7 protein-coding genes are annotated in these 12,077 nt (G+C 75.4%); 1 reads left to right on the top strand and 6 read right to left on the bottom strand.

The genetic code is table 11. The annotated features are described in order from the left end of the window. Positions 1 to 533 precede the first annotated feature (533 nt). The 6 genes from ACZ7MX_RS37965 to ACZ7MX_RS37940 form a co-directional block, all read right to left on the bottom strand. On the bottom strand, positions 534 to 2,180 hold the full coding sequence (locus ACZ7MX_RS37965; protein ID WP_472139029.1) for an FHA domain-containing protein: 1,647 nt from the start codon (positions 2,178 to 2,180) through the stop codon (positions 534 to 536). 331 nt (positions 2,181 to 2,511) lie between these two features. After that, positions 2,512 to 3,948 carry a PP2C family protein-serine/threonine phosphatase gene (locus ACZ7MX_RS37960; RefSeq protein ID WP_472139028.1) on the bottom strand — a complete coding sequence of 479 codons (1,437 nt, stop codon included), beginning with the start codon at positions 3,946 to 3,948 and terminating at the stop codon, positions 2,512 to 2,514. A 1-nt stretch (position 3,949) separates the two neighbouring features. Continuing rightward, on the bottom strand, positions 3,950 to 6,556 hold the full coding sequence (locus ACZ7MX_RS37955; RefSeq protein ID WP_472139026.1) for a serine/threonine-protein kinase: 2,607 nt from the start codon (positions 6,554 to 6,556) through the stop codon (positions 3,950 to 3,952). Continuing rightward, positions 6,553 to 7,845 carry a coiled-coil domain-containing protein gene (locus tag ACZ7MX_RS37950; protein WP_472139025.1) on the bottom strand — a complete coding sequence of 431 codons (1,293 nt, stop codon included), beginning with the start codon at positions 7,843 to 7,845 and terminating at the stop codon, positions 6,553 to 6,555. Before ACZ7MX_RS37950 ends, ACZ7MX_RS37955 begins: the two co-directional genes overlap by 4 nt. Before the next feature lie 313 nt (positions 7,846 to 8,158). After that, on the bottom strand, positions 8,159 to 9,193 hold the full coding sequence (locus ACZ7MX_RS37945) for a glutamate ABC transporter substrate-binding protein (protein ID WP_472139024.1): 1,035 nt from the start codon (positions 9,191 to 9,193) through the stop codon (positions 8,159 to 8,161). Between the two features lie 200 nt (positions 9,194 to 9,393). Next, positions 9,394 to 10,767 carry a hypothetical protein gene (locus ACZ7MX_RS37940; RefSeq protein WP_472139022.1) on the bottom strand — a complete coding sequence of 458 codons (1,374 nt, stop codon included), beginning with the start codon at positions 10,765 to 10,767 and terminating at the stop codon, positions 9,394 to 9,396. A 476-nt stretch (positions 10,768 to 11,243) separates the two neighbouring features. Between ACZ7MX_RS37940 and ACZ7MX_RS37935 the strand changes: the two genes are divergently transcribed. Then, the gene (locus tag ACZ7MX_RS37935; RefSeq protein ID WP_472139020.1) at positions 11,244 to 11,936 is read left to right on the top strand and encodes a FadR/GntR family transcriptional regulator; all 693 of its coding nucleotides are present in this window, start codon (positions 11,244 to 11,246) and stop codon (positions 11,934 to 11,936) included. The last annotated feature ends 141 nt before the right edge of the window (positions 11,937 to 12,077 follow it).

Raw genomic sequence — 12,077 nt, 5'->3', positions numbered from 1 at the left:
GTTTTTTGGGTGGGGTGATGGTCTTGTGGTTTTTTTTTTTTGGCTTGTGCATTTTTCCCCCCCAAAAAAAACCCCCCCCAGGCCCGTCCCCTCCCGTTGGGGGGATGGGAATGCGGTGCGTGGGGGTGGACGTTGGGGCATGCAAGGGGGCTTGGGTACCCCTAGGGGATGGTCGAACAGATCCCGTAAGGGTTGCGAGGGCCCCCTGCGGGGCCACAACTCGACGGCTGGGCGAGGCATTCCCAAGACCACATGACACCAGGTGCGCGGGCAACGACGCGCGCCCCCACTCACCTGCACACTCCCCCCCCACGGGAGGGGACGGGCCGGAGGGGCCGGTTGTGTGGACGTAAAGCGTCAGCAGTCCACACAACCGGCCCCGGAGGCCCGTCACCGCACCCACCACAAACCCAGCCCGCCGCAGGCGCAACGGCGAGAAACAACCGCGGCGCCGCAGACAGCCACGTGCGGCGCGCCGCAAAGCGCAACGGCGAGCAAGCCCCGCGGCGGGACGGCCAGGTACGTGGGAGAACCTAGCCCCGTCGCACCGTGAGCGTCGTCCAAGCCCCCACGTGCACCCGGTCGCCCTCGTGGAGCGGCACCGGTACGTACGGCTGGATCGGGTCCTCGGCGAGGTTGATCGTGGTGCCGTTGGTGGAGTTCTGGTCCACCACCGCCCAGCTGCCGTCCTGCTGCTGCACCAGCAGCGCGTGCTGGTGCGAGACGCCCGGGTCCTCCGGCGAGCTGCCCAGGTCGATGTCCGGGGACTCGCCGGTGCTGTTGCGGCGGCGGCCCACCGCGAGCTGGCCGTTGGCGAGCGGCAGCACCTGCTCCGGGGAGTACGAGGGCAGGTTGAGCCCCGCCGCCTCCGGGCCGCTGCGGCCCATCATCGCCATGAAGTACTCGCGGTCCGGGGCGATCGCCACCACCCAGCCCTCACCGACGACCGGCGGCGGGCCCTGCGGCGGCGCGGCGGGACCCTGTCCGGGACCGCCGTTCCACTGCTGGTCCGGCCCGGGCCCCTGCTGCGGCGGCATCTGCTGCTCGAACGGGGGCGGCGGCTGCTGGTCGTACGGACCGGGCTGCTGGTCGTAGGGGCGGCCGGGCTGCTGGTCGTACGGGCCGGGCTGCTGCGGCGGGAACGGTGCGGGCGGCTGCTGCTCGAACGGCGGCTGCTGCTCGAACGGTGCCTGCGGGCCGGGGCCCGGAGGCGGGGGCGCCATCGGCGGCGCGCCGTGGGCGGCGGGCGGGGTCAGGGGCCAGTCGTCGACCTGCTGCGGCGGGGGCGGGCCGGGCTGGCCGGGGCCGGGCATGCCGGGCGGCGGGCCGGGCTGGCCGGGGAAGCCACCGGGGCCGGGCTGGCCGGGACCGGGCGGCATGCCCTGCGGCTGCTGGGGCTGCGGCGGCGGGAAGCCGTAGCCGCCCTGGCCGTCCTGGCCACCGGGGGCACCGGGACCGGGCATCGGCTGACCGGGACCGGGGCCGGGGCCACCAGGACCCGGACCGAAGCCGCCGGGGCCGGGTGCGGGCGGCGGGAAACCGTAGCCGCCCGGGCCGCCGCCCTGGGTGCCGGGACCGCCGGGGCCGGGCATGCCGGGCGGCGGGCCGGGCTGCTGGCCCGTGGGCTGCCCGGGCGGGGCGTAGGACATCGGGGAGTTGGTGAGGAAGTTGTAGCGGCACTCGGCGCAGAACGGTGCCATCCCGTCCCGCGGCGTACGGCACTGCGGGCACGGCTCGCCCGGTGCGCCGGGACCGGACTGGTCGGGTCCGGGGCCGGGCATCGGCTGACCGAGGCCGGGGCCACCGGGGCCGGGTGCGGGCGGCGGGAAGCCGTAACCGCCCTGGCCACCCTGGGTGCCGGGACCGCCGGGACCAGGGCCACCGGGACCAGGGCCACCGGGACCAGGACCGCCGGGCCCGGGTGCGGGCGGCGGGAAGCCGTAGCCTCCGGGGGCGCCCTGCGGATCAGGGGCGCCCGGGCCGGGGCCGGGGGCGCCGGGCGGCGGGCCCGGCTGGCCCTGCGGCGGGCCGGGCTGGCCGGTCGGCTGACCGGGCGGTGGTGTGTTCAGGAAGCCGGCAGGCAGGGAGGGCGGCGGGGGGACAGCACCCGGCATCCGCTGGCCGCACACCTCGCACCAGTCTTCGGCCACCGACTGGTGGCCGTTCGGGCAGGTCGGCATGTCGGTTCTTCCCCCTCCGTACCGTTTCGTCTTGCTGGTACTGCTCGGTACTGATCGTGGTTCTCTGTCGCTTGTTCGTCGCGCGAACGGTGCGCGCGGCGCGTGCGGCGGGAGTCGTCCCGCCCGCCCCGGCAGCCTTCGCCTTCGTCGCACAGTACCGGGCGCCGCATTGGCGACGCCCACCACCTTCGCAAGGAGTTTCGCACTCTCCTCCTTCCGTGCGACGCCGGACGGCCGGTCAACACCGCCCGAAGTCCCCGTTCCGCGGCCGGAATCGGGCCGAACCTCCGGTACGCCGTCATCCCTCCCCTGATGACCGGCTTGTGGTGGTTCAGTCCGTCCGGCCGGGGGCCGGCGCCGGGAACGGCACCACCGCCACGGTGACGTTGTCGTGCCCGCCGCCGGCGAGCGCGTGGGCGACCAGCGCCCGGGCCGCCGGCAGCGGCCGGGCCGGCGCGTCGTACGGCAGCACCGCGGCCATCTGCTCCGCGGTGTCGGCGTAGTTCCACAGCCCGTCCGTGCACACCACCACGACGCCCGGGCCGTCCGGCTTGAACGACGCGGTGTGCGGCTCGACCTCGTAGGCGTCGGCGCCCAGCCAGCCGGTGATGGCGTGCGCCCGCTGGTCGGCGTTGGCCTCTTCCTCGGACATCAGGTTGTTGGCGACCATCTGCGCGGCCCAGGAGTCGTCCTCGGTGAGCCGGACGGGCGGCGCCGTACGGTCGTTGGGGATCCAGTACGCGCGGCTGTCGCCGACCCAGCCGACGGTCAGCAGCTCCCCGCCGACCAGTACGCCGACGATGGTGCAGGCCGGGGCGTTCTGCTGGCGGTGCTCGTCGTGCACGACCGAGGGGTCGGCGGCGAGTGCGTCCACCGCCGCGGAGGCGGTCAGGACGGCCTCGTGCATGGCCTGCTGGGGGTGGGTGCCGCGCGGCAGCGCCGCCGCCAGCGCCTCGCCGGCCACCTCGGACGCCGCCCGGGACGCGTCGTCCGGGCGGGTCGCCGAGGAGACACCGTCACAGACCACGGCCACCACGGCGGGTGCGCCGTCCGGCAGTGCGGCGGCCCGCAGCGCGAAGAAGTCCTCGTTGCGGTGGTGGCGGTGGCCCCGGTCGCTGACCGCCGCGATGCCCGCCAGTTCCCGCTCCATGTGGTCCCGTTCCGGTGCCGTCGTGGCGGGCTCCGGGGCGGGCGGTGCCGGCGCCGGCGGGGGATCGAACGGCGACCCGCCCGACGGCGGGTCGAACGGCGACCGTTCCGACGGGGGAGCGAAGGGCGTCTCCTCCGGGGCGGCCGCCCCGGCCGCGGCGTCAGCGACCGCCTCGTACCCGGCGACCCGCGGATCGGCCGGCGGACCCGCCAGGGGGCCGGCCGGAGGGCCCGCGTCCGCCCCTGGAAGACGGGTGCCGGGGGCGGGCGGCGGCGGCCCGGCCGGGGATCCGCCGGCGGGCGGTACCGGCGGCACCGGGGGCCGCGGCGGCACCGGAGGCTCGGGCGGCGCCAGTTCGTACGCCGAGGGCTCCGACGGCTCCGACGGCTCCGGCGCATCCGGCGCCCCCGCAGTCTCCGACGGCTCCGAAGCCTCCGGCACGTCCGGCGACCCCAAGGTCTCCGAAGGCTTCGAAGACCCCTCGGCCGTCGGCGCCGTCGGCGCCATCTGCGCCGCGGCCGCCGCCGGCAGGGCGGTGCCGCACCGCCCGCAGAACCTGTCCGCCGCCTCGTACGGCTCGTTGCAGCCCGCACACCGGAACGGCCCAGTCACACCCATGTCACACCCATGTCCTGGGGCGGAAGCGGTTGGCCCGTTCCACCAGTTCGATCCTTCTCTCACCACGCTCCGCCAGCCGCGCCAGCAGGCGGTACGACCGTTCCAGGCCGAACCGCAGCCCGCGCTCGTCCAGCGGACTGCCGAGCAGCACCGGCGGTCCGGCGCCGGCCGCCGTACCGTCCGGTCGGGCACCGTGGCTCCCGGAGAGTACCCAGTCCAGGGCCGCGCCGAGTACCTCCGTGGCGAGTTGTTCCCGCCGTCCGGCGTCCAGGCCGAAGTCCGCGAGCGCCTCGACCTGTTGGGCGGCCGCCCGCAGGTCCGGCAACAGCGGATCGTCCGGCGGGCGCTGCCGCAGCCGCGCGCGGACCGCCGCGATGCGCGCCGCGGTGTAGTGGATGGACGACGCGGGGACGGACTCCAGGGCCTCGACCGCGCCCGCCCGGTCGCCCGCCGCCAGCCGCACCCGCGCCAGCCCGAACGCCGCACTGACGTAACTGCGGTCGGTCGCCCACACCAGGCGGTAGTACTCCATCGCGTTGTCCCACTGCTCCAGCAGCTCGGCGCACAGGCCCAGCGCCAGCTTGGGCGCCGGCTCGCCCGGGAACGCGTCGTAGACCGCGTCGAAGGCCAGCGCCGCGGTCTCCCGGTCGCCGGTCGCCAGCGCCAGCAGGCCCCGGTGCCACACCACCCGCCAGTCGGTGCCCCGGTCACCCGGCCCGTCACCGGACGCGTCCGCGGACCGTACGGCGGTGTCCCACGGCCCGGCGGGCGGGTCCGCCACCTCGTCGAGTACGGCCCGCGCGGCCGCGCCGTCGCCGTTCTCCAGATGGGTGCGCAGCTCCCGCAGCCGTATCTCCAGGGAGGCGACGGGCGCGGCGCGCAGCGCGGCGAGGAGTTCGGCCGGAGCGGCGGCCGGCAGCCCGGCCAGCAGTCCCGCCCCGGGGTCGTCCGGGTCCACCCGCGGCACCGGCAGCGCGAGCGCCGCCCCGGCCACCTCCAGCGGCCGCAGCACCGGCCCGCCGGCCGCCGCAGCCTCCGCGGCCCGGCCCGGGTCCGTGCCGCGCGCCCCCAGCAGCGAACTGTCGCCCTCCTGGGGCGCCAGCAGCTCGGTGTCCGCCGCCCGCAGCTCCGGGCCGAACAGCTGCGACAGCGCCGGCCGTGGCTCGCCCGACCGGACCGCCACCACCTCCCGCAGCACGCCCGTCAGCTGCTCGGCCATCTCCTGCGCCGAACCGAACCGGCGGTCGCGGTCCGGGTCCGTGGCGCGCACCAGCAGCCGGTAGAACGACTCGTGGGCGCGGAACACCTCGATGTGGTCCGGATCGGGCAGCGAATCGGCGAAGACGTTGGTGTAGCCCTGGAAGTCGAAGGTGAGGACGGCGAGGGTGCGCGCGACGGTGTAGAGGTCGGAGGCGACCGACGGGCCCAGCGCGGCCATCTCCGGTGCCTGGTAGCCGATCGTCCCGTAGATCGGGCTCTCGTGGTCGTCCATCCGGCGTACCGCGCCCATGTCGATCAGCTTGAGCTGGTCGTGCTGCTGGAGGGCGTTGTCGACCTTGAAGTCGCAGTACAGGTAGCCGCGGCTGTGCAGATGGCCGAGCGCCTCCAGCGCTTCGATGCCGTACGCGCAGGCCTGCGCGACCGGCAGCGGATCGCGCCTCCCCTCGGGCGTCCGCCGGTCGTTGGCGATGTCCTTGAGCGACTTGCCGCCGACGTACTCCATGACGATGTAGCCGTCGAGACTGCCCGTCTCCCGGTCGAGGTGCTGTACGAAGTTGTAGATCCGCACGATGTTGGCGTGCTCGATCTCCGCCAGGAACCGCCGCTCGGACATCGCGACCGCCAGCGCCTCCTCGTCGCCGGTGTCCAGCAGCCCCTTGAGCACCACCCAGCGGTCCGACACCGCCCGGTCGATCGCCAGATAGATCCAGCCCAGCCCGCCGTGCGCCAGACAGCCCACGACCTCGTACTGACCGTGCACCCTCTCCCCGGGCCGCAACTTCGGGACGAAGCTGTACGGATGACCGCACTTGCCGCAGAACCCCTCCGAGCGGCCCGGCCGGCCCTCGCGCGAACGCCCCACCGGCGCACCGCAGTCCGCCCGGCTGCAGAACCGCTTGCGCTCGGGCACCTCCGGATGCGCCAGCACCGCCGTCCGCGGATCGGGCCGCGGCACCTGCTCCACCGTCACCAGGCCCGCACCCAGCCGCCCCCGCGCCGACCCGGACGACGCCCCGCCGCCGGACCCGCGCACCGACACCGCCGCCACCCCGCGCGCCGCCCCGCCGGAGCCCTCGCGCGGCAGCCGCCCGGACACCGAACGCCGCGACGCCGGCCGCCGGGACCCGGGGACCCGCCCGGACGACCCCGCTCCGGAAGCCGGCCCGGGGGAGGGGACGGTCAGCAGCGCCCCGGCCGCCTCCCGCTCCTGCGGACCGGCCACGAAGGCCCGCCCGGTGATGCCCGTCGGCGGCGCCGCCAGCAGCCCGTCCGGCGACACCACCGGCGGCAGCCCGCACACGTCGCAGTACCGCTCACCGCCGCCGACGTCCTCGTAGCCGCCCGCGCAGTCCCGCCGCTGGCAGCGCTCACCGGCCCGCTCCGTCACGAATCCCCCCTGCCCTCCGGCGCCTGCGGAACCAGCGCCTCCGCCGCCACCTGCTGATAGCGCCACACCGCCTGCTCCGCCGCCCGCAGATCGCACGGCGCGCTCCACAGCATCCGCCGCGCGATGTCGTACCGCTCCACCAGCAGCGGATCCTCCGCCAGGCCGTGCCGCGCCATCCGCGCCCGGCACGCGTCCAGCCGGCCGCGCAGCTCCGCCCGCACGGCCAGCGGCGCGGTCACCGCCGTCAACGACTCGCGGGCCCGCTGCAGTTCGTCCTCCGCCCGCTCCTCCAGGCTGTCCAGCAGCGGCGACAGCCGGTGCCACTGCGCCCGCCGGCGGTACTCCGCGGCCGCCGCCAGCTGCTCGTGCAGCGCCGTCGACGGGCCGCTGACCGCCGGCACCTCCGACGCGGCGATCTTCGCCAGCACCTCGCCGCGCGCCTGCCGCGCCTCGGTCAGCGTCCGGTCCGCCCGCGACAGCACGTCCCGCAGCTGCATCAGCCGCTGCTCGGCGTCCTGCCGGACGTCCAGCACCGCCGCCACCTCCCGCCGGATGTCCTCCAGCGCCCGCGCCGCACGGTCGTAGCGCGCGGTGTCCGGACGGCCGCCGCCCGGCGCCGAACTCCCCGTCGACGACGACACCCAGAACGCCAGCGGATCGGCGATCACCTGCGCCCGCAGCCGCGCCAGCTCGCCCGTGATCCGCTCCAGGTCGTCGCCGGCCGGATGCTCACCGGGCCGCACGCCCACCGAATGCGCCAGCGACCGGGTCCGCTGCAACTCGGCCGACAGCAGGTCTATCCGGGCCGGCAGCGCCGACCACACCGCGTCGGCCGCCACGATCACGTCCAGCGAGCGCGCGTACAGCCCGGTCATCCGCGCCACGAGCTCCTCCAGGCAGTACCGCTCACCCGGCCCGCTCACCCCCGGCACCGTCACCCCCGCGCCGTGCAGCAGCTCCGTCAGCGCCGCCAGGTCCTCCGGGGACGGCCAGCGCCGCCGCCCCCGCAGCTCACGCGCCGCCGCCAACGCCCCCGTATACGCGTCGAACAGCGCCCACAGCACCGTGATGGACCGCTCCGTGGCGGCCCAGCGCTCCTTCGTGGTGCCCGACAGATCCGCGCCCTCCAGCAGCCGGCGCCCCGCATGGTCCTGCAGTGCCAGCAGTGAGGTCTCGATCGCCTCGTACTCGGCGCCGAGCCGCGCCAGGGCGCGGTCCACCTCCTCCAGGCCCAGCACCGGGGCATCGGAACTCCCCGCGGAACCGGGGACAGGTCCAGGGACCCCCATCGATCACCTCTCCAATACGCGTACGCTGCACGGCGATTGCTGCGACCGAGTCCGCGCGGCTGCTGCGGTCCGGCTCCCTCCGCCTCCTGTTCTGTCCGCTTTCCATAGTGACGGCATCGGGCACTTCGTGGGGCGATCGGCCGGGTGACACCGCTCCCGGGGGGCCTCTTGACTTTCGCCGGGCCGTTGGTGACGTTCCGGGGCGCCCGGGAGACCTCGGGCTGTTGTGGACGCCCCGGGCCGGCTTCGGCGTTTCGGTCCGGCATCGGCGCTTCCGGTCGGCTTTGGCGCTTCGGAGGGGCGGGCAGGGGCGTCAGTCGCTGTACTCCGGTGACGGCGGCCCCGATATGTCCGGCAGGTCGGCCTTCAGCCACTTGCGGTACGCCCGCATCCACGGACCGTCGGGCGCCCCGCCGGCCCGGTAGTCGTCCAGGACCTTGTTGACCCGGCGCACCAGATCCGTGTCGGCCTCGTTCATCGCCACCCCGTACGGCTCGTCCGTGAACGGCCGGCCCTTCAGCTCCACCGCCGGATCCTGCGCCGCCTGCGCCGCGGCCAGCGCGTTGTCGGTGACCACCGCGTCCGCCTGGCCCAACTGGAGCCGCACCAGGCAGTCGAGCTGGTTCGGCACCGTCAGCACCTTCGCGCCGTGCGGCTGCGCCGCCAGCTCCGCCTCACCCGTCGAACCGGCCGCCGTACACACCCGCTTGCCGCGCAGCGAATCGTCGAACGCCTTCACGGCCGACGACTTCGGCGCCAGCACCTGCTGACCGCCCTGGAAGTACGACGTCGAGAACGCCACCAGCTTCTTGCGCGCGCAGTTGATCGTCATCGTCCGCACCACCATGTCGACCCGGCGCTTCCGCAGCGCCGGAATCCGCTGGTCGGTCGGTACCGCCTTGAACACCACCTTGGCGTCCGGCCCCAATATGTCCGTGGCGATCGCCCGCGCCAGATCGATGTCGAAGCCCGCCAGTTTGCCGGTCGCCGGATCGCGGTAGCCCCACCGGTAGGTGTTCTGGTCGACCCCGACGACCAGCTGGCCCCGCTCCTTGATCCGCGCCACCGCCGGCCCGTCGTCCGACGACGGCCGCAGGCTCTCCGCGGCGTTCCGCGGCGTGCACCCCGCCGCGGGGGTCGTGGCCGACGCCGGCCCCGGCCCGTACGCCGGGTGCGTCACCACGGGCGACGAGGCCCGGCCCGTACCGCCGCCCACGGCACCGGTCCCGGCCCCGCCGACCAGCGTCGGCACCAGCACCGCCGCCGCGGCCGCCATCACCCCCATGCCCGCCCCGACCGGCGCCAGGACGGCCCGCAGATTGCCCAGCACCCGCCGGCGCACGCTCATGCCCCCCTCACCACGCCTTCTCCCCGCCGCCCCGCCGCCCACCGGCACTTCACCACCGACCGGTACTTCACTGTCCACCGGCATTTCATCGTCCACCGGTACGCCGTCGCCCACCGGTACTTCTCTGTCCACCGGTCGTTCGCCGCCAGCCGGTCGTTCGCCACTCACCGGTACTCTGCCGCCGGCCGGTCGTTCGCCGTTCATCGGTACTCCGCCAGCCTGCGCCCGATGCCCAGCACCGCGCCCAGCGCCCCCACCAGTGCCAACGCCCCCGCCCCCACCGGCAGCCCGCCCAACGCCCCCCGCCCGGCGTCCGCCGCCGTACGGAACTCCGCCTGTTCGTGCACCAGCGCCCGGGAAAGCCCCGCCGCCACCCGGTCGAAGGACTCACCCGTCGAACCCGCCCCGCCGACCACCTTCGCCAGCGCCCGCTCGTAATCCCCCTTCTCGTCCGCCGCCCGCGCCTCGGCATGCCGCACCTGCCACTGGCGTACGGACGCCAGCGCGGCGCGCACCGGCGCCCGCCCCGCCTCGTCGTCCGCCAGCGCCAGCGCCGCCCCCAACCGGCTCCGGGCCGCCGTCGGACCCCGCTCACCCGCCCCCGCGAGATCCGTCATCCCGGTACGGAAGCCGGCCTCGTAGAAGTCCTGCTGATCATCCGTGAGCACCGCCCCGCGCGCCACCAGCGTCAGATTCTCGTCCCCGCGCGCCTGCAACGCATCGATCCGCGCCTCATTGAGCACCCGCAACGACCGGGCGCCGTGCTCGTACGACTCCGTCAGCCCCGCGCGCGCCACCGCATGCCCCACCACCAGCCACAACAACACCGCCACGGAAGCGGCCGTGGCGGCCAGCAGCCCGCGGTTGAACACGCGGTTCGTCCGCCGGTAATGCCGCCGCTGCGCCCATCCCAGCGCGGCCACCGCCAGCACCCCCGCCACCAGCGCCGCCCACGGCCGGGCCTTGGCATCGGCGTAGTCCGCCGCCAGCCGGTCGGATTCCGCCTCGTACAACGCCCGGGCGGCCGGGAGGAGTTCCGTCCGCATCCGCTCGTTCGCATACCGCAGATACGCCCCGCCCAGCGGCAGCCCCTGCCGGTTGTTCGCCCGCGCCGTCTCCACCAGCCCCGTGTACTGCGGCAACTGGCGGTTGAGCCGGGCGATCTGCTCGCCCGCCCCGTCCGGACTCCGGGCGCTCTGCGCCGCCTTCGTGAGCAGCTCCGCCGCGGTGGCGATGTCCTTGCCGTACCGCTGCCGGGTCGCCGCATCGTCCTTCCCGCCGGCCAGGAACCCGCCGGCGGCCGTGGTGTCGGCGTCCGCCAGCGACCGGTAGATGCTCGCCGCGTCCGCCGTCAGCGGCTGACTGTGCTCCACCACGTCGTCCGCGGCCGCCGCCCGGTCCGCGACCTGCCACGCCGCGGCCGCCCCGAAGACCAGCACCAGCAGCGCCAGCACCGCCCCGATCACCCGCAGCCGCCCCGGCTCGGTCGTCGCCGCGGCACGCAGCTCGTCCAGCCCCTCGGCCCAGGCCGGACGGCGCGCCGGAGCGGGCGGCGCCGCGCTGCTGGTCGGCACGGACGACACAGATCCTCCCCCTGGGTCGCTGACACGTCACCGGCCCGCCCGTACGCGGCGCCCGAACGCGCTCACGACAAGGACCGGTGCATGGGCAGCAGTATGTCCGCCACCACCGACACGCACACCGCGATTGGCGCGATCCTGCCCCGATCGCCCTCGCCACCGGCGCACAGCGGGCCCACGAGCCGGCGGCACAGGTGGACCGGCGCACCACCCCGGTCCGCTGTACCGGCGCACGGCCCGGGTCCGCCGCCACCGCACTAAAGTGACGGCCGGAGCCCGCAGTGACGGCCGGAGCCCGCGCAGCCCCGTGACCGGTACGGATGCCGGACAGTTCCGTCGTCTCCGTCGTCGCCACCGCCTACCCGGGGCAAGAGCCCACGGGTAGTGGCCCACGGGCCGATGGCCCACCACCGGGGGCGATCGCCCACCGCACCGGGCCGACCGCCCGCCACCCGAAGGGAAGTGATCTCATGCAGCCCGTCCGCAAGGGCAGGGTGTCGCTCGTGGAGACCGCGACCGACGAGATCCGCTCCCAGATCGTGAACGGCACCTGGCCGGTGGGCACCCGCATCCCGCCCGAGAACGCCCTGTCCGAATCCCTCGGTGTCAGCCGCGCCTCGGTCCGCGAGGCCGTCCGCTCGCTGGTCCACTCCGGCCTCCTCGAACCCCGGCAGGGCGACGGCACCTTCGTGATCTCCGACGACGACAGCGCGGTCGCCCTCCGCAGACGCCTCGAACGCGCCGAGCTCAGCCACGTCACCCAGGTCCGCCAGGGCCTCGACGTGGTCGCCGCCCGCCAGGCCGCCAAACACCGCACGGACGCCCAACTCGCCGGCATCGAGGCCGCACTGGTCCGCCGGAACGCCGCGCTCGCCGCCCAGGACGCCGAGGCCTTCACCGCGGCCGACGCGGAGTTCCACGTCCTGGTCGCGGAGGCCAGCGACAACCCGGTGCTCGCCGACATCTACCGCTCCCTCAGCGCCGCCCTGCGCGAGGAACTCCGCCGCGCCGCCTGCCTGGACACCGCCACCGCGGCCCCCACCGACCCGCACTCCCGGCTGACCGACGCCATCCGCGCCCAGGACCCCCAGGCCGCCGTCGACGCCGCCGTCCTCCTCCTCGCCGGCCACGTACGCGACCTGGCCCTCCCGCTCGACGACTGACACTCGACGACTCAGCCCCTCTCGACGACTGACACTCGGCGCCTGGCACTCGACGACTGAGCCCCCTCGACGGGGCGAGTCGTCACCCCAGGGAGGCGCGTACGTACCACCCCCACGCCCCCTCCTCGCCCCGCGCGCCGC

The sequence above is a fragment of the Streptomyces sp. NPDC107765 genome (assembly GCF_055657085.1).
The sequence above is the reverse complement of the archived record's forward strand: the minus strand, read 5'-3'. Positions and strand labels throughout refer to the sequence as shown.

Coding starts and splice junctions, on each gene's coding strand:
- ACZ7MX_RS37965 (WP_472139029.1), bottom strand. CDS start 2,180: ATGCCGACCTGCCCGAACGGCCACCAGTCGGTGGCCGAAGACTGGTGC.
- ACZ7MX_RS37960 (WP_472139028.1), bottom strand. CDS start 3,948: ATGGGTGTGACTGGGCCGTTCCGGTGTGCGGGCTGCAACGAGCCGTAC.
- ACZ7MX_RS37950 (WP_472139025.1), bottom strand. CDS start 7,845: ATGGGGGTCCCTGGACCTGTCCCCGGTTCCGCGGGGAGTTCCGATGCC.
- ACZ7MX_RS37945 (WP_472139024.1), bottom strand. CDS start 9,193: ATGAGCGTGCGCCGGCGGGTGCTGGGCAATCTGCGGGCCGTCCTGGCG.
- ACZ7MX_RS37935 (WP_472139020.1), top strand. CDS start 11,244: ATGCAGCCCGTCCGCAAGGGCAGGGTGTCGCTCGTGGAGACCGCGACC.